Annotated in this window: 16 protein-coding genes; 3 read left to right on the top strand and 13 right to left on the bottom strand. The window is 59.1% G+C overall.

Features of this window, described 5'->3' with window-relative positions; translation table 11 throughout:
• Nucleotides 1–36: 36 nt before the first annotated feature.
• Nucleotides 37–498 (top strand): transcription elongation factor GreA, encoded by a 462-nt coding sequence (greA, locus tag C8D99_RS01355; protein ID WP_133955777.1) that lies wholly within the window; start codon nt 37–39, stop codon nt 496–498.
• Here the strand turns inward: greA and C8D99_RS01350 are convergent.
• The 9 genes from C8D99_RS01350 to C8D99_RS15350 form a co-directional block, all read right to left on the bottom strand.
• The gene (locus tag C8D99_RS01350; RefSeq protein ID WP_133955550.1) at nt 466–2403 is read right to left on the bottom strand and encodes an LPS-assembly protein LptD; all 1938 of its coding nucleotides are present in this window, start codon (nt 2401–2403) and stop codon (nt 466–468) included. The genes greA and C8D99_RS01350 overlap by 33 nt on opposite strands.
• The gene (locus C8D99_RS01345; protein ID WP_208321029.1) at nt 2400–2981 is read right to left on the bottom strand and encodes a hypothetical protein; all 582 of its coding nucleotides are present in this window, start codon (nt 2979–2981) and stop codon (nt 2400–2402) included. Before C8D99_RS01345 ends, C8D99_RS01350 begins: the two co-directional genes overlap by 4 nt.
• Nucleotides 2982–2985: 4 nt before the next feature.
• Nucleotides 2986–4083 carry a hypothetical protein gene (locus C8D99_RS01340; protein WP_133955546.1) on the bottom strand — a complete coding sequence of 366 codons (1098 nt, stop codon included), beginning with the start codon at nt 4081–4083 and terminating at the stop codon, nt 2986–2988.
• Between the two features lie 15 nt (nt 4084–4098).
• Nucleotides 4099–4533, bottom strand: a complete 435-nt coding sequence (locus tag C8D99_RS01335) for a hypothetical protein (protein WP_133955544.1) — start codon at nt 4531–4533, stop codon at nt 4099–4101.
• A gap of 12 nt (nt 4534–4545) precedes the next feature.
• Complete coding sequence (locus tag C8D99_RS01330) at nt 4546–5544, bottom strand: hypothetical protein (protein ID WP_133955542.1); 999 nt, start codon at nt 5542–5544, stop codon at nt 4546–4548.
• Between the two features lie 2 nt (nt 5545–5546).
• Nucleotides 5547–7163, bottom strand: coding sequence for a CTP synthase (locus tag C8D99_RS01325; protein ID WP_133955540.1), 1617 nt, complete (start codon nt 7161–7163; stop codon nt 5547–5549).
• A 117-nt stretch (nt 7164–7280) separates the two neighbouring features.
• Nucleotides 7281–9167, bottom strand: coding sequence for a LysM peptidoglycan-binding domain-containing M23 family metallopeptidase (locus tag C8D99_RS01320; protein WP_133955538.1), 1887 nt, complete (start codon nt 9165–9167; stop codon nt 7281–7283).
• A 52-nt stretch (nt 9168–9219) separates the two neighbouring features.
• Nucleotides 9220–10596 carry a transcription termination factor Rho gene (rho, locus tag C8D99_RS01315; protein ID WP_133955536.1) on the bottom strand — a complete coding sequence of 459 codons (1377 nt, stop codon included), beginning with the start codon at nt 10594–10596 and terminating at the stop codon, nt 9220–9222.
• Between the two features lie 169 nt (nt 10597–10765).
• Nucleotides 10766–11074 carry a hypothetical protein gene (locus C8D99_RS15350; protein WP_208321028.1) on the bottom strand — a complete coding sequence of 103 codons (309 nt, stop codon included), beginning with the start codon at nt 11072–11074 and terminating at the stop codon, nt 10766–10768.
• Between the two features lie 34 nt (nt 11075–11108).
• Between C8D99_RS15350 and C8D99_RS01310 the strand changes: the two genes are divergently transcribed.
• Complete coding sequence (locus C8D99_RS01310) at nt 11109–11507, top strand: hypothetical protein (protein WP_133955534.1); 399 nt, start codon at nt 11109–11111, stop codon at nt 11505–11507.
• Between the two features lie 631 nt (nt 11508–12138).
• The gene (locus tag C8D99_RS01305; RefSeq protein WP_133955532.1) at nt 12139–12630 is read left to right on the top strand and encodes an ECF transporter S component; all 492 of its coding nucleotides are present in this window, start codon (nt 12139–12141) and stop codon (nt 12628–12630) included.
• Here C8D99_RS01305 and C8D99_RS01300 read toward each other — a convergent pair.
• The 4 genes from C8D99_RS01300 to C8D99_RS01285 all read right to left on the bottom strand — a co-directional run bounded on the left by C8D99_RS01300 (nt 12590) and on the right by C8D99_RS01285 (nt 16889).
• Nucleotides 12590–13447: a DUF4392 domain-containing protein gene (locus tag C8D99_RS01300; RefSeq protein WP_133955530.1), complete on the bottom strand. Its 858-nt coding sequence runs from the start codon at nt 13445–13447 to the stop codon at nt 12590–12592. The genes C8D99_RS01305 and C8D99_RS01300 overlap by 41 nt on opposite strands.
• 1 nt (nt 13448) lies before the next feature.
• Complete coding sequence (pfkA, locus tag C8D99_RS01295) at nt 13449–14408, bottom strand: 6-phosphofructokinase (protein WP_133955775.1); 960 nt, start codon at nt 14406–14408, stop codon at nt 13449–13451.
• 114 nt (nt 14409–14522) lie between these two features.
• On the bottom strand, nt 14523–15272 hold the full coding sequence (locus tag C8D99_RS01290) for a hypothetical protein (protein ID WP_133955528.1): 750 nt from the start codon (nt 15270–15272) through the stop codon (nt 14523–14525).
• 96 nt (nt 15273–15368) lie between these two features.
• A complete protein-coding gene (locus C8D99_RS01285) occupies nt 15369–16889 on the bottom strand; it encodes an S-layer homology domain-containing protein (protein WP_133955527.1) in 1521 nt (506 codons plus the stop codon).
• Nucleotides 16890–17115: the final 226 nt, after the last annotated feature.

Raw genomic sequence — 17115 nt, 5'->3', positions numbered from 1 at the left:
AGTTTGAGCAATCACACCAGCGACAGCCCCTCCACCATGACCCGGAAGGGATACGAAAAGCTCATGGCGGAGCTCGTGGAGCTCCGAAGCACGGGACGAGCGGAAATATCCCGCCAGCTCGAAGAGGCCAGGTCCTTCGGGGACCTCAGCGAGAACGCCGAATACGCCGCGGCGAAAGAAGAGCAGGCAAAACTCGAGACGCGCATATCATACCTCGAATTCCAGCTCAGCAAGGCGAAGATCCTCGACTCCTCCACCATCGACAACAGCAGCGTAACCCTCGGAACCACGGTCACCATCCAGGACATCAACAACTCCGCCGAATTCTCCTACACTATCGTGGGCTCCGAAGAGTCGGACCCGAAGGCGAGCAAGATATCATCGTCCAGCCCCGTGGGACAGGCCCTTCTCAACAAGAAGGTGGGCGACGAGGTGCACGTCAAGGTTCCCCGGGGCGTGAGGCACTTACGGATTAAGGAGATTTCCGTCCTCGCCTGAAGCCTCTTCCGAATCGGCGCCGGTTGAAGGGACAGGGTTCTCCCCTGTCTCTTTCAGCTGTGTGGGGTCGGATTTGTAGGTCAGGCCGTCGTCGCCCCAGTCGTCCTCCATGATCGGCCTGCGGGAAGGCACCCCCTCAGGCTTTTTTCCCTTGAATTCGCCCTGGTTGGGGAAGGGGTTCGAGAGCTTTTTGTCGCCGAAGGCCAGGGGCGTCTCCGGGAAGGCTTTCACCATGAACCGGAGGGTCATCCAGTCATCGTTGCTCGCGAGATGGTCATCCCGGAAGATGAATTCCCACCGGCTGCAGTCGTGGTCCAGGATGAGCCGGTAGGCCACTTCGCTCACGTTGTGGGTTTTGATGTTGTAGGTGGACATGGCCGAAAGATACAGGTCGCGCCCCACGGGAAAACCCAGCTCCGTGTAGAAGACTTCGCTGTCGCCGGCCCGGTCCCACCCCAGGGGGGAGCGGCCCGTGACATTCTGGATGTGCCATGCGTTGGCGAAGTCGAACATGCCGAGCCGCGTCCGGAACCCCAGCCACATGCTCGTTGTCTCCTGGTGATCCTGGAGCCTGCCGGTGGGGTTGTCGAAACCGGAATAGGAAAACTTCCGGTACTGCCCCCTCCAGAAAGGACGGATGTCCCCGGTTTTGACGATATACTGGGCCTGCACGTCCCAGACGGACCTGGTGCCTATTCGGGCCTCACCCGGCCGCGTCCTGGACGTTTCGTACTCTCCCCACAGCCCCGTGACCCTCCAGGAGAAATCCTTCATTCCTCCCACTGAAAACCACGGGCTCGAAATGGTGATTTCAGGCTCCCGGTGGAGCATATTCCGGTAGTTCCTCGTCTGCTGGACGCCGTCGATCTCCTGGTTCCGCTTCTCGATGTCCAGGTTCTCCCTCTGGGACCAGAGTACTTTGGCATTCCATCCCTGCCGGGAGTAATCAAAACCCCAGGACGGCCTGTGCTTCTTCTCGCCGATGCTCTTACCGCTCTCGTCCTCTTCCAGTTCCTCCCAGGAGTAGTCCATGTTGGCGAACACGGAAAAATTCCTGCCGAAACGCTGCCTCAGGCCCGCACGGGCCTCGAAGTCGATGTTGCTCCAGTAGCGGAAGGCCATGTTCACCTCCCCCGTATCCCAGGCATAGGGCCCCGTGAGGGCATAGCCGACTCCCTTGTCGGAATCGTACACCACGCTCGGAATGAATATGCCCAGCAGGTAGTCCTTCTCTCCGTGGAGCGGCACCACGTAGTCGAACGGGTAGGAGAAGAGGAACTTCTCGGCGATATAGACCCTTGGGTTCTTCGCGATGACCCGGACGCCGGGGATAACCACCAGGCGTTTGGTCATGAGGCGGTAGTGGGTCTTCGGCAGGGGGCAGGTGGTCATGGACGCGTCGGTCCATCTGGCGACCTGCTGGTCCTCGTCCTTGACCCGGCGGGTGTGACGCTTCGTAATCCACTTCTTCTCGAGGGCTGAGTTCAGGGGAACCACTTCGAGGTTCTTCCCCCTGATATAGACCGTCCCACCCCTTGTCCCGGCAGGGAGATCTCCTGTTGCATCGGTGAGGACGCCTTCCCCGGCATCCATGTCGTATTCAAGGGTCTTTCCCGTAAAGCGGTTGCCGCCGTACAGCACCGTCACCACTTCTCCCGGCCTTGAGGTTGCCACGGCGAACTGGTTCACCGTGTCATACTCCATGCGGTGGGAGAAAATCCTTACGTTGTCCTGTCTGAGACGAACCGTCCCCTCGGCTTCGGCCATTCCGCTGGCCTGGTCGAAGATTACGCGGTCTCCGTCGAGTGTAATGTCGCCCTTCGGCTCGGCCCGGCTCACGGACGGGAAGGCACAGGCAAAGAAAAGGGCCGCGAACAGAAAAATGAAGATAAAGCCTCGTTTCATTGTTTTCCCTCCTGGTCGAACCATTTCAGAGTGGCTCCCTTGTCGGCTTCCATAATTCCGCCGGGAACAAGCGTCATGTGTCCTGCTTCGAACAGCCCGAGGTCTCCCGAGGCTTCAAACCCCCTGGAAAAAACCACGCTGTTGGACTTCTGGTCCCACGAGGCCAGGGGCGCCCTGTAGTGAAAAAGAATCCCGCCGTCCGTCATGGTTCCCTTCGGCTCGGTTATGTCGGCCCGCATATTCTTCTCGAAGTACCGCCCCTTGGGCGCTTTCAGGGTCCAGATCTGGCCGTTTCCCCTCAGCACTTCCACATCGATGGAAAACAGGTTTGCCCAGTCCTTTCCCCGTTCGACCTTTCCGACATTCGCCTTCCAGAGGTCACCGTTCATTTCCCGGTCCATGGTGATGTTCTCGAGAATGGAATCGGGTATTCCCGCGGGGATCCGCCCCTCGCTCAGGTCACGGGCAGCATCTTGTATGACCTCGAACGCAAAGTATCCCCCAATGCCCAGAATCAGCAGAAGGATGAGTATCCTTTTTCTCCATGGGCTGGTTTCTCTCACCGGCGCATCCGACACGATTCTACCACGTCACTTTCCAGATTTTGTCTTCTTTGACCATGGACAGGCTTTTGCTCCGCAGAGTCCGGAAGACCAGCATCTTCTGGGCGGTGACTACCTTGGCCCGGTCGCCGTCGAGCCACTGGACCTTGTAGCCGTCCCGGAGGGATACCCGGAGCCCCGTGGAGGCCACCTGTCTTCGGAATTCCTCCTCGTTCAGCAGCGTCTTCGTGGCCGAAGAGAGAAGACCGTACATGGCCTCGGTATTTCCTTCTATCCAGTGGCCGATGAAAAGCTCCAGCGTCTTGTCCCGGCTGATGAAGATCACGTTCTTTTTCGGTTCCTCTGGCGGATCGGGTCTGACGGGCTCCGGAGCAGGCTGGGGCTGCAGCTCCGCCAGCTCTATGGGCCGGGCAGGTACCGGCGGAGGGGGCAGCACCTGCTGCGGTTCAGGCTCCTTCACGGGTTTCGGTTTCGGCGGCTCCTTCCGGGGGGCCGGGGGAAGTTCCACAACCACCACTTCCTTCTCCCTCACCTCGGGAACGGAAGCCACTGGGGTGTTTCCCCCCGCATCGCGGCGGAAGCTGAAGAGTTGTTCCTCCACCACGCCGAGGCGCCTCATGGCGACGGAAAATTCCTTGTCCGTCTGTTTCGGAAAGAAGACCAGCCCCTGGACGATCCCGCTCACGGGCTGGTCGAATTTCCGTTCGTAGCTCAGGGGAGCCGCCTTATCCCCGTTTTTGTTCACCAGGCTGATGGCCGACGCAAATCCTCCGAAGTCCAGGGGGCGGGGGCCGAAGGCGTAAATGGTGACAAGGAAGGGTTCCGTCTCGGAAATCCGGAGTTCGGAGACAAAAGCCCTCCTGTATTCTTCCTTTTCCCCTTCGGACATCCCGCCCCGGGCTGCTTCGGACTCCACCCACGGGTCAACAAGTTCCTCCGGGTAATGGACTATCCAGACGAGGCAGTCCCGTCCCCAGTGAAAAGAGGTCCAGCGCTCGAGGATTTCCGTCGCCTCCCTGATGGCCTCGCTCCCGGCCGCAGGAACGGCGGAGAGCAGCAGAACCGCCAGAAGGGGAAGGATCCTTTTCCTGATTTTTGCTATACCGGAAAATACCACAGAAAAATCTGCCTCCTAAAGCCGCAGGTCGATAATGGCCGAAACGCCCACGCCCTGGACCCGCCGGAACCTCTGGATGGGGTTCTCCGAGTCGATGGGCACGAGGATTTTCACCCTCAGGCGGTTCTGGAACGTGGCCTCGATCTGGGCCACGGCCTTCGTTCCGTTGATGGAGTCGCCCCGGGGCCCGGCAACCTGGGCCGCGCCGATATGGGTGCCCGATCCGATGGAAACGATGGGAACGACCTTGGTGTGTCCCTCCACCTTCGCCCCCCTGTTCAGGGTGATGGTGTTGATGAAGTCATTGATGGGCCCTGCAATGGCGGAGACGACGAACCCGCCGCCCACGACGCCGATGAGGTCCCCCAGGTTGAACGCCCAGGCTGTCCCGCCCAGGGCGAGAGCTGAAGCCAACACAAGGGCAAGGGCTTTCTTTTTCAGTGTATTCATGTGCGTACCTCCTTACTTTGAATCCGGTGCTTTCTTCTCCTCAGGTTTCGGTTCTTCCTTCTTCAGCATTCCCTGAAGTCCCAGGGGCACGGGGTAAGCCGACACCCTGACGATATCTGCGGTCTCGGCGAAGACCACCGCTCCCTCGGGAATTTCCTTGAGGTCGCCCCGGACGAGGAATCCCCCCGCAAGACCGATGGGCCCCAGGAGAATGGCACCCACCACGCTGGTTCCGGCGGCGGCCATCTGTGCGGACTCGGCTTCCGTGGCCTTCTTGGTGTTTTCTCCCACCGTCAGGAATATCTCTTCAGGCCCGAGGGGGAAGAGCTTCTCGACTGAGATCTTGACCTCCGCAGGCCTGCCGAAACTCCGGGGCTTGGTCACCTCGGTGACCGTGGCCTGCATCCGGCTCCCTCGCGGGGCCACGAGGTTTGTCCCCACGGCGAGATCGCTCTCGAGGGTGATGTCCACCAGGTCGCCTTTTTTGGCTGTCCTGGGGGAGAGGGTTTTGCTGAGGGCTCCCCGGACCACAGTTCCGGCGGGAACCTCGGCGTCCTGCATGGTGACGGTGTCGGAGAGCAGAAGGCTGAGAATCCTCTCAAGGCGCATGGACACCGGCCGGTCCACCTGGGGCGTTCCTTCCAGATCCACTTCCAGGGCTTCCACCCTCCTGACCGCGGGCGAAAGGGAGTTGATCTTCTGCCCCACGGCCCACTCGGCCACCGCGAGTTTGAACAACACGGAGGGCTGTTCGGGGGCTCCCTTTTCGATAAAGTTCAGAAGGGCATTCTGCCGCTCGGCGATGCTTCCGGGAAGCTCCCGGCCGAACATTTCCTTTTCCACGCCGTTCAGCCGCTCGATAAGGCCTCCGGTCCGTTCGCTTCCGTACAGAAGGCGCTCAACCCTGCCCATGAGGAATACCGTGGACTGCTGCTCTTCCGCATATGCCCCGATACCGGCGGCACACACCGCAAAAAGTGCGAGCACAAGACCGAGAACCGATTTTTTCATGCCTATTCCCTCCCTGGTTTGGAATCTACAAGCTGCACCGCCGCGCCGATGAAGCCCATGAACAGCGGGTGGGGCTTCACAGGGCGGGACCGGAACTCCGGATGGAACTGGACGCCCACGAACCACGGATGGTCCGGAAGCTCCACGATTTCCACAAGGTTTTTCTTCGCATAGACGCCCGCGATTCTCATTCCCTTCTCCTCGAGGCGGCTCCTGTAGTCGTTGTTGAACTCGTACCTGTGGCGGTGTCTCTCGAGCACCTGGTCCGCCCCGTAGGCATCCGCGGCCTTTGTACCGGCAACGAGATCGCAGGGGTAGACGCCGAGGCGCATGGTGCCGCCCTTGTCCTCCACGTGGGTCTGCTCTTCCATTAAGTGTATCACAGGGCTGGTGCACCCGGGGTCGATTTCCGAACTGTTCGCGCCCGGAATGCCGCACACGTGGCGGGCGAATTCCACCACCGCCACCTGCATGCCCAGGCACAGGCCGAGGTAGGGAATTTTCTTCTCCCGGGCATACCTGGCTGCGGCAATCTTGCCCTCGATACCCCGGGAACCGAATCCTCCCGGCACGATAATGCCGCAGGCGCCGGACAAAATGGCGTCGGCTCCCTGCTCCTCGATATCCTCCGCCTCCACCGACCGGATCCTTACCCTGACATCGTGGTGGATGCCTGCGTGGTAAAGCGCTTCGGTGACGCTGAGGTAGGCGTCCTTGTGATTGATGTACTTCCCCACCATGACGACCTCCACCTCGCCCGAGGGAGCGCAGAATCCGTCCACCACCCTCTGCCAGTCGGCAAGGTCGGGCTCCCGGGGAGACTCCAGGGAGAGATACTTCAGGACCAGGGTGTCGAATTTCTGCTCGTAGAGGCTCAGGGGAACCTTGTAAATGGTGGGCTCGTCCAGGGCCTGGATCACCGCCTCCGGGGGAACGTTGCAGAACAGGGCCATCTTGTCCCGCATCTCGTCCTCGATGGCGTAATGAGACCGGCATACAAGGATCTGGGGCAGGATGCCGATACGGCGAAGCTCCTGCACGCTGTGCTGGGTGGGCTTCGTCTTCAGCTCCCTGGCGGCCTCCAGCCAGGGCACCAGGGTCACGTGGCAGTAGATCACGTTCTCCCGCCCCACCCGGGTCGCCATCTGCCGTATGGCCTCAAGGAAGGGCTGCCCCTCGATATCGCCCACGGTGCCGCCGATCTCGGCGATCACCACGTCCCGCCCCTCGCCGGCCCGGAGGATCCGCTCCTGGATCTCGTTGGTGATGTGGGGGATGACCTGCACCGTTCCGCCGAGGTAGTCGCCCCTCCGCTCCTTGGAGATGACGGAAGAATAGATTTTCCCCGTGGTCACGTTGTTGTCCGCGCTGAGGGACTCGTCTATGAAGCGCTCGTAGTGGCCCAGGTCCAGGTCGGTCTCGGCGCCGTCGTCGGTCACGAAAACTTCCCCGTGCTGGAAGGGGTTCATGGTCCCGGCATCCACGTTCAGATAGGGATCGAGCTTGATTATGGATACCCTGAATCCCCGTTTTTTCAGAAGCACCCCGAGGGACGCCGCGGTAATTCCCTTGCCCAACGAAGAAACAACCCCGCCGGTAACAAAAACGTACTTCGCCATTTCCTCCATCCTCCACGATCAAGAAATTTTCGTCAGACAGCTTCAAAAAAACATGGACCAGGGAATTCCCCGGTCCAGAATAGCGAAATTGTCACGGTATGTCATGGTCACTATTGCCTATCTTAACAGCTTCAGAGGGTTCATGGGGCTCTTTCCCTGCCGTATCTCGAAGTGAAGATGAGGTCCGGTGGTCCTGCCCGACGTTCCCACCGACGCGATGGTCTGTCCCTGGGACACCGACTGTCCGTTCCGCACCGACAGTGAGTTGCAGTGGGCATAAAGGGTAGAATAGCCGTCGTTGTGCCGGATAACCACAACCCTGCCGTAACCGCCCATCCAGCCGGCATACTCCACCCGGCCCGCTTTCGCCGCCTTGATTACCCTGCCCCTGGGGGCCCTGATGTCGATGCCCGTATGGAAGTCCCTTCTGCGGGTCACCGGGTGCCGCCTCCATCCGAAGGGGCTGCTTATCTTCCCCACCACCGGCCACCGGTAGCTCCTGGAGGCAGGAGAAGAAACAGTGCTCCCGCCGCTCCTGGGAGAACTTTTTCCGCTTCCGCCCTTCGGGGCCGGGGAAGAATCGGCGGCTTCCGGCCTGGCACCGGGCAGGAACACTTCGCGGCCTTCCTGAAGAGGGTTCAGGGAATCGGCGGCATTCCCCTTCCGGATCCTGTCCACGGGAATGCCGTAGGTCTTCGCGATCTTCTCCAGGGTGTCGCCCTTCTTCACGGTATAGAAAATGCCGTCCTGGTTGGGAATCCGCAGGGTCACCCCGGGTTTCAGAAGGTCGGGATTCTTAAGGTCGTTGCATCCGAAAAGGGTGTCGATTTCGAGATTCTGGGAGTTGGCGATGGACCACAGGCTGTCGCCCTGGGCCACCACGTAGGCGGTCACCTTCACGGGAACGACTTTCTCCTGGGCGGCAAGAACCCGGGCCTTCCGGGTCATCACTTCTTCCAGGGTGGCATCCACGGCGTCGCTGCTGTCGGGAATGAGAAGAAGCTGCTTCTCTGAGAGCCTGTTGGGATCCTTCAGCTCGTTGGCTTTCACGATGTCGCTCATGGGAACATTATAGGAAACGGCGATGTCGGACATGGTCTCGCCGGCCTTCACGATATGCTCCTTCCAGAGAGGCTTCACCTCCGTGAGCACCACGTCCTCCTCCTCTGCCGCCAGTTCCGGGTCCTCTTCGGCCGGAAGGCTCCTTCCGTCAGAAGCAGTGCTCAGCACGACGAAATCGTAGTCCGATTCCATTTTGCCGGGCATCAGGCTTCCAAGGTCAGGGGGGGCGGTCCCTGACGCAGTCGGGGCCGCTTCGGACGCAGGAGTGTTCACCGCAAAGGCTCCGAGGCGAAACTCGGCCGAATTCGCCATATCCGCTCCACCGGTTCCGAAGAGAGTTCCCTCCACAGGAAGGGTTTCGGGCAGGGGGATCCGGAATCCCGAAAGCCGGGACATCCCCGTGCTGGAAAGGGATTCGGCGGACAGCCCGAAGGCCTCTCCCTCCACAGGAAGCTGCTCCGGCATCTTCAGGCGGAAGCCTGAAAGGCGGGAGGTGCCTGAATTGGCGGACAGGGAGCCGGAAACGCCGTCGCCTCCCGCACTGACCACAACCCTTTCGGGGAAGCTCCACACAGGGGCGCCCGACGGGGCGGCCGCATTCTTTCCGGAGGAGCCCCGGGGCTTCAGGGAGCGGTGGCTCAGTTCCCTGCCGTCGTCAGTCAGGTACACGCTGGACATATCAACCACGATAAATCCCGAAGAGGGAAGGACAAATTCCTCCGGGCCATCGGAATCGGAGAGACCGCCCCAGGCCACTCCTGCCGTCCTGTTTCCCGCCCCCACGGCGAGAAGCACTGCGGCACCGACCATGCATAAAATAACAAGCATAAAACCGAAACGCCCTGTTTTCAGTCCGCCGGAACCGCCCTTTGCGGGGAAATGCTCCTTTGGGCGATCGCCGCGGACTCCATAGGATGAAGGAGAAGTTCTTTTTTTCTTCATCTCCTCAACCTCCTCTGCACTTTCAATTTTTGGGGTCAATCCCGCCTCCGTCTTACGATTTCTTGATGGTCAGCAGGAAATCCCTGTTGGTGCCGGACTGTTTCAGTTTATCGATGATCAGGTTCAGCGCCCCTGATTCGTCCACGTTCACGATGCGCCTCCGCAGAAGCCAGACACGGCTCAGCTCGTCCTCCCCGAGGAGAAGCTCCTCCCTCCGGGTACCGGACTTCGTGATGTCGATGGCGGGGAAAATCCGCTGCTCGGAGAGTTTCCGGGACAGGTGGAGCTCCATGTTGCCCGTACCCTTGAATTCCTCGTAGATGACCTCGTCCATGCGGCTGCCCGTATCCACAAGAGCAGTGCCGATGATGGTCAGGCTGCCTCCCTCCTCGATGTTCCTGGCGGCGCCGAAAAAGCGCTTGGGGAAATACAGGGCCGCCGGGTCCATGCCGCCCGAGAGGGTCCGCCCCGACGGGGGAACCACCAGGTTCGACGCCCGGGCGAGACGGGTGATGGAGTCAAGGAGAAGGACCACGTCCTTCCCCACTTCCACGAGGCGCTTCGCCTTCTCGAGGGCGAGGTTGGCCACCCGGAGGTGCTCGTCGGCGGGACGGTCGAAGGTGGAGGCGATGATCTCGCCGTCCACGGAACGGGACATGTCCGTCACCTCTTCCGGCCGCTCGTCGATGAGGAGCACCATGAGGATGATGTCCGGGTAGTTCACCGTGACGGCGTTGGCGATCTTCTTCAGCAGGGTGGTCTTTCCCGCCTTGGGGGGCGACACGAGCAGCGCCCTCTGGCCCTTTCCTATGGGAGCGAAAAGGTCCACGAGCCGGGTGGAAATCTCCCTGGGATCTGTCTCCAGGGCAAGCCGTTCATCGGGAAATATGGGGGTGATGGCGCTGAAGTGGGGTCTGCGTCTCGCAGCCTCGGGATCGGAAAAATTGACCATCTCCACCCGCAGCAGGGCCTCGTAGTGCTCGGAATCCCTGGGAGGGCGGACCAGGCCCCAGATGACGTCGCCGTTCCGGAGACCGAACCGGCGGATCTGGGAAGCGGACACGTACACGTCATGATCGCTGGGAAGCAGCCCCTTCGGCCTCAGGAAACCGTACCCTTCCTGGAGAATTTCGAGGGTTCCGCCACCGAACCTGTAATTCAGCTCCTCGGCCTGGGCTTTGAGGATGGCTATGATGAGGTCGTCCTTGCGGAGAGAGGAAAAACCTGTAAGGCCGAGCTCTTTCGCAATTTTGCGAAGCTCGGGATTGAGGAGGGCGGCAAGCTGCCCGAAGGTGTACCGCGGTTTGGGCGCGGGCTTGAGCGTCGCTTCGCCTTCAGAATCCTGTCCGGCGGTGACCGCCGGAAGGTCCTGTTCGACCGGCTCCGCTTCCTGCCCGTTCAATTCGTTTTCGAGTATGGTGTCGGACATGATCGGAATTACCGGTTCCCCGGCCCCGGAGGACTCTGGAATACTGCGCGGGAAATGGAAAGAATTGACAACACGAAAAAAAGCATCCCCTTCCTGAAACCCCCGTCCCGGAACCCGGCAATGAATGCCCGAAGCCGCCGGAACGCGGCAAAATGAATAGCGGCAAAGCTCACTCGGAAATTACAAAGGGCACATCCGAAAAAACCCTGTCATACATTGAAATGCGAACAGAATACGAACCCTTGGGAAGAGGGGAGCCATCCTCGAGAAGAAGGCAATATGCCTTGGCCCCGTCGCCAGGCGTCAGCCTGAGCACTTCGGAATGAATCGGCCGCCCCCGGAAATACCAGCGGACCCTAACCCCGTCTCCGCCGGAAGCCCGGGAATAATCGAACCAGAGGCACAACTGCCTGGCACCGTAGCTGAACACCGATCCCGCACCGAGAGGCTGCATCCGGTCGTCCACTTCGTCACACATGAGAACGTTGTGAATCTCGAAGGATCCCGCAGCCTTGTTCGAGCGCACAGCCCAAAAAGAGAAAAACAGCAGCAAAATAATAACACAGGACATCAGAAGAAGAAAAAATCTTCCGTTCCTCGACATTATACCCACCGCCCCCGAAAAAACACAAGTGCACGAAGAAAAAGAAGATGCCTTTATCCGGAACGGCCGCGAAAACCAGTCCAGAAAAACGAAAAAACCGCGCCGCCTGGATCTTCCCCGAAGCACTCTACCACGAATATCATGTAGAAGGCAAGAAGGAACGGGTTTCAGCGAGGGAGGATTCTCCCCTGCTGTCATCCTGAGCGGAGCGAAGGATCTCGCTCTTGAGGAACCCAGAGTCAAAAACGAGATCCTTCGGGCGGTGAAGCCTACCCTCAGGAAGACACCAAACCGTTGTCATCCCTAACGGAGTGATCGCGGGGTTGCCCTTGCCTGTCATCCTGAGCGAAGCGATCGCGGAGCATCCCCAGAGGGGAGGAATCTCGGTTTTGCCCTTGCTTGTCATCCTGAGGAGCGCAGCGACGAAGGATCTCGGGTTTGAATGGGGCCATGATCAAAAGCGAGATCCTTCGGGCGGTGAAGCCTACCCTCAGGAAGACACCAAACCGTTGTCATCCCTAACGGAGTGATCGCGGGGTTGCCCTTGCCTGTCATTCTGAGCGAAGCGATCGCGAAGCATCCCTGCAGGGGAGGGATCTCGGTCTTGCTCTTGTTGTCATCCCGAGCGAAGCGATCGCGGAGCATCCCCGGAGGGGAGGAATCTCGGTTTTGCCCTTGCTTGTCATCCTGAGGAGCGCAGCGACGAAGGATCTCGGGTTTGAATGGGGCCATGATCAAAAGCGAGATCCTTCGGGCGGTGAAGCCTACCCTCAGGATGACACCAAACCGTTGTCATCCCTAACAGAGTGATCGCGGGGTTGCCCTTGCCTGTCATCCTGAGCGGAGCGAAGGATCTCGCTCTTGAGGAACCTCATCGGGATGACAGAAACGAAGACATGACGTTCCTCAACCAGACTCAAAAAAGGAGGCATCATCCCATGAACGCAACACTCTCGAAAAAAGTCGCCCTTCGCGGGCTCCTCATCGCCGCCGTCACCGGAGCCACCATGCTCAGCATCCCCGTGCCCGGCTTCCGGCTCTACTTCAACTTCGGGGAGGGGATCATCTACCTTGCCGCCCTGCTCCTCGGCCCGGCTTGGGGAGCGGCAGCCGGGGGCATCGGCGCGTCCCTGGCGGATCTTGTCCTCGGCTATCCGCTCTGGGCTCCCTTCACCCTGATCATCAAGGGTGCCGAAGGCTACGTCACAGGAAAGCTCGGGAAACGGTCACCTCTCCTCGGCATCGCCGCCGGAGCCGCCGTCATGATCGCAGGCTATACCACCATGGCCGGAGTGCTCTACGGATGGGCCGCCGCACCGGTGGAACTGGTCACAGACCTGGTACAGTGCGGCATGGGGGCCGCCCTTGCCCTGGCGGCGCTGAAACCCCTCAGGAAAGCCCTTTCCCGGAGCTCCGGAGACGGAATGTAACAAGCTCCTTCAGCTCCCTGATGACATGCCGGTGCTCCTCTTCCGGGAAGCCGTCCACGGTGGGTTCACGGCGCCGGGTCACACCGTCCACCGCACCGGCAGAAATCAGGGCGTCCAGCATGGTGCCCGTTTCCCGGTCCTCCGGGCCGATCCATTCCCCGCACTCCAGAGAAAGCAGGGAGGCAAGGGCATATCCTCCCCAGTCAGAGACATCCACCGGAAGGGCCGTGTCCGCCCCCACCACGGAGAGGCAGGGAGCATAGCCGGGGAGGAGCTCCGCCAGTTTTTCCCTGAACAGGCCCATGCCGGCCTCATTCCCCCCGTCGCCCACCGCCAGGACCTTCAGGCCGTTCCCGGAGAGAGCCGCTCCGTCCAGGGGAGCGGTGGTCGCGGAGACGTCCTCGCCCCGCATGTTATAGTACAGCCCGTCTTCCGCCCGCCCCAGCCGCTCGATGAAGACCAGCAGGTCGGGCCGGAAAGCGAGAATCTCCTCCACACCGGCCGCCTCCCGAACCACCGGCCCCCCGACCGATGCTGAGCAGGCCTTCACCGCCTCGAGGCACAGCCTGTCGGTACACAGCACCGTTTCTTTTCCGCTCCGCACAAGAGACCGTCCAAGCATCACGGCCCCGCCCGGCCCGTCGGTCTCCGGGGCGCCGCAGGCCGGAACAAAAAAGCCCGTCACCACGGCAACTCTGGACGAACCCTCCAGCAATCCGAGGGCGTCGTCCAGAAAACCGGGGCGGAAGAGAGAAGAGACCTTTCTCCCCCCACGGTCAGCGGCTATCAGCTTTTCGACGGAGCCGCGGATATCCATCTCACACGCTCAGCTTTTCCACGAGGGCCAGCAGTTCAGGATTGAGATGCTTCGGCGATTTCCATGCGTCCTCCAGGGGGCAGAGGGTCATCTGCCCGCAGATGGAGCACACCATGGATCCCGATTTCCCCTCAAGCAGGGACTCCACCGCGAAGGCCCCCATCCGGGACGCCAGCACGGTATCGAAAGAGGACGGGCTCCCTCCCCGCTGGATATAGCCGAGCACCGTCACCCGGGCGTCATACCCGCCCGTGTCCTGGAGGCGGTTCTTCAGCTCGTGGGCCGACATGACCCCCTCGGCCAGGATGATGAGGGAATGGGTCTTTCCCCGCTTCCGGGAGTAGTGGAGATGGTCGCACATTTTTGCTATGTCAAGCTGGATCTCGGGCACCACCACGTACTCCGCACCGCTGGAAACGGCCACTTCAAGGGCAAGGAAACCGGCGTCCCGCCCCATGACCTCTACGATGAACAGCCGGTCATGGCTGCTCGCCGTGTCCCGGAGCTTCTGCACCGCCGAAAGGGCCGTGTTCACCGCCGTATCGTAGCCGATGGTCACGTCCGTCCCCGCGATGTCGTTGTCGATGGTGCCCGGTATGCCGATAACTGGCAGTCCTTTCTTCTCCAGTTCAAGGGCCCCCCGGAAGGAGCCGTCGCCGCCGATCACCACCAGGGCGTCCACCTTGCGGTTCTCCATCTGCACAAGGGCTGCCCGCTGCCCTGCTTCGGTCTTGAACCGTTCGCTCCGGGCCGTCCGGAGGATGGTACCCCCCCGGTGGATAATGCCCCCTACGGCGGCACGGTCCAGGGTCATGCAGTCGCCGTCCATGAGCCCTTCAAAGCCCCGCATCACCCCGATGGTCTCCATGCCATGATACAGGGCTGTCCGGACCACCGCCCGTACGGCCGCGTTCATTCCCGGCGAATCTCCCCCGCTCGTCAGTACCGCAATGCGCTTCATCATGATTCCCTTCTTCCCTCCTGAACCCGCTGAATAAAGACAGGAATTATCCTACCACAGCAGGCACAAAAAAAGAGGGCCCGAAACCGGACCCTCTTTCACTTTCAGCTTGTTTTACTGCTTCTGGAGCTCCTCTACCCGTTTGTTTACGGAAGATAACTCATTGTTCAGTTCATTCAGCTTGCTTTCCAGGTCCCGTTTTTCTGCGTTGAGCTTTTCGATTCTCTTGATGAGGCGATCGAGTTCGAGTCTGGCTGCCGCACGGCCCTTGTAGAGACCTTCGGGGTTGTCGCGGTGAACGTCCCAGAAAAAGTCAACAGCAGACCTGTCCATAGTCGTACTGCTAATCGCATTGCTCAGAGAAAAACGGATCGTTTTGGCATTCTCGAGGTACGGCTTCCCTTTTTCGTTGTATCTGGGAAAGAAGACGAGACCATCACGTTTTCCCTGAAGACGAAAGTTAAACCGTTTGTCGTAGTCGACCGGAGATACCTTGTTTTTACCGATCCAGAGTGTGGCCAACTTGTCAAAAGGGGACATATGCATGGCGGGCCCCCTGTTGTCAAATGCGATATGGATGGGGATGTATTCGTCAAGGGAAAGGGATTTCAGCAACTGGTACTTGTATTGCTCCGTTTCGTCCGAAGTCCATAGGTTCTTCTGGGCTTCCACCTGTACAAGAGCTTCGATATATTCGGCTGAATAATAGGTCGCCCGAACCTCGAGCTCGCTGCCGAACTTATCGTAGAAATCCTGCTTCTGGCTCCATCTGTTGAGTACTTTCTCATCACCCGTCACCGGCGAAGGTGCAAAACAAACTGCTAAAACCCAAATAACCGTCATTAGATACTTGTGAATTTTCATTTGCGCCGCCCCCAAATCAATAATTCTTAGATGTTGATTATACAGAATGGCAACAAAAAAAGGAACCCTTTCGGGTTCCTTTTTATTTCGCTTGACCTAGAAATCAACTATGGTGCGGAGGCGAATAACGTGGTCGTCTGCACCTGCAACAGTACCAGCAGACTCGATCTTGTCATAGGCAAGCTCAAAGGACATTGCAGGAGCGTACCAGTACTTCACGCCAAATGTGTAGTTCTTCGTATTGTCAGCAGCTGGATTTCTGGCGCTTCCATGGAAATAGCGAAGGAAGGTGGCCCACTTGTCGTTCCACTTCTGGTCGGCACGAACAAAGAGAATATCGTCGTAGTTTCCGAGCGATGTACCGGTAACCGTTCCGTAAGTATCCCACGTACCGGCAGTCCAGACGTTGAAGGTGGCATCATCGATCTTCATGTACTCGAGCCAGAGGGACGTAAACTTAAGGACACTCTGGTCGATGTTGACGATTCCCTGGTAAGCGTTGCCACTGTTATTCGTGCCGCCGTTATCAACATCATAGTAAGCAAACGTTGCGGTCCAACCGCTGTTGAACTTACCGCCGAGAGCTACCCACCAGGCCTGCTTGTCTTCGGTTACACCCACAGTACCGGACGGATTGGGCGAAGGGTCAGGTCTGCCATAGGATTCTCCAAGGAAAGGAGAATCATCAAAGGTTCTCTTGATGTAGTTTCCGGAAAGCCAGAAGTTCTCATTAAAGTTCACACGGAACCTTGCGCCGAACTCATAGCCTTCTTTTTCGTGAGTTGTCTTCAGAATATACTGTCCAAGATTGTTATCATAGAACCATTTTTGTGTCGGAGAGGTGTTAAGATCCTCGTCGAAGTGAGCAGCAAACACCTGGAACATTCCCATGCCGAAATCCTTCGTAAACCAGAACCCGGTCATGCTCCGATCAGTGAACTTGGCATCGTTTTCGGAACCGTGGTACAGCCTGTCGTCGCCTTCCCAGTCGGTGAGATACAGACCAGCATGCATTGTAACGTCCCAAGGCATCTTGGCGGTGACAAAGTAACGTTCCCATGCTACGGTATTCACACCACTCTTGCCGATACGGAAAGTTACAGAGATGTTATCATCAACTTTTTTCTGCCCGAAAATCCGGAAGCGGTTCAGGTTGAAGTCCGTATCGCCAGTGGTGTAAAGGCCATCTTTTTCGCTTGCCCACTTGGCATCCATACGGAACTGGCCCCAGAATTTCCATCCGCCGACACCGGCTTCAAGTGCTGCGACCCTGCCGTCGAGCTTGTCGACCTTCACGCCGAGGGCGTCAAGTTCGTCCTTGAATTCGACAACGAGTTTCTTCAGCATTTCGACGTCCTGCTTGCTGGCCTTGGTCATGTCGACGACTGCCAGAGCGCGGGCGACTGCGGAAGCAACTTCGTACCGGGTCATGGGCTGGTTGCCCTTGTAGGTGCCATCGGGATAGCCGGAAAGCACGCCACGGGCGGCAAGCTGGCCGATTGCGTCGTATGCCCAGTGGTTCATAGGAACATCCATGAAAGGATTGGCGGCGGCAAACGCAGGAGCTGCGAAGGCCACGAGCGCGATTACTGCAACAAGCGCAAGAATCTTTTTCATTGTGTGTTAACCCCCTTGGTTTGTGTGTTTTTTTTATTTCGCGGTTTCTGCTTTTTCCGCTTCGGGGGTCCGGGACGAAGTTTCCTCGTTTCCTTTTCCCTTTTCCCTTCCGCTTCGCAAAACAGATTTTTTCCGCCTTCAGCTCCCGCTCGTCCTTGTTGGCCGGGGGTTTGCACCTCCTTTCGCGCCGTCGGGATTTCTTCACGGAAGCGTAGAAGCTGATGAA

Source organism: Aminivibrio pyruvatiphilus (genome assembly GCF_004366815.1).
Classification (GTDB): Bacteria; Synergistota; Synergistia; order Synergistales; family Aminobacteriaceae; genus Aminivibrio; species Aminivibrio pyruvatiphilus.
Note: the sequence above shows the minus strand (reverse complement) of the source record. Positions and strands in the feature narration are given on the sequence as shown.

Excerpts from the sequence above, each read along its gene's own strand:
- greA (WP_133955777.1), top strand. The coding sequence starts at position 37 with ATGACCCGGAAGGGATACGAAAAGCTCATGGCGGAGCTCGTGGAGCTC.
- C8D99_RS01350 (WP_133955550.1), bottom strand. The coding sequence starts at position 2,403 with ATGAAACGAGGCTTTATCTTCATTTTTCTGTTCGCGGCCCTTTTCTTT.
- C8D99_RS01335 (WP_133955544.1), bottom strand. The coding sequence starts at position 4,533 with ATGAATACACTGAAAAAGAAAGCCCTTGCCCTTGTGTTGGCTTCAGCT.
- C8D99_RS01330 (WP_133955542.1), bottom strand. The coding sequence starts at position 5,544 with ATGAAAAAATCGGTTCTCGGTCTTGTGCTCGCACTTTTTGCGGTGTGT.
- C8D99_RS01325 (WP_133955540.1), bottom strand. The coding sequence starts at position 7,163 with ATGGCGAAGTACGTTTTTGTTACCGGCGGGGTTGTTTCTTCGTTGGGC.
- C8D99_RS01320 (WP_133955538.1), bottom strand. The coding sequence starts at position 9,167 with ATGAAGAAAAAAAGAACTTCTCCTTCATCCTATGGAGTCCGCGGCGAT.
- rho (WP_133955536.1), bottom strand. The coding sequence starts at position 10,596 with ATGTCCGACACCATACTCGAAAACGAATTGAACGGGCAGGAAGCGGAG.
- C8D99_RS15350 (WP_208321028.1), bottom strand. The coding sequence starts at position 11,074 with ATGTGTGACGAAGTGGACGACCGGATGCAGCCTCTCGGTGCGGGATCG.
- C8D99_RS01305 (WP_133955532.1), top strand. The coding sequence starts at position 12,139 with ATGAACGCAACACTCTCGAAAAAAGTCGCCCTTCGCGGGCTCCTCATC.
- C8D99_RS01300 (WP_133955530.1), bottom strand. The coding sequence starts at position 13,447 with ATGGATATCCGCGGCTCCGTCGAAAAGCTGATAGCCGCTGACCGTGGG.
- pfkA (WP_133955775.1), bottom strand. The coding sequence starts at position 14,408 with ATGAAGCGCATTGCGGTACTGACGAGCGGGGGAGATTCGCCGGGAATG.
- C8D99_RS01290 (WP_133955528.1), bottom strand. The coding sequence starts at position 15,272 with ATGAAAATTCACAAGTATCTAATGACGGTTATTTGGGTTTTAGCAGTT.
- C8D99_RS01285 (WP_133955527.1), bottom strand. The coding sequence starts at position 16,889 with ATGAAAAAGATTCTTGCGCTTGTTGCAGTAATCGCGCTCGTGGCCTTC.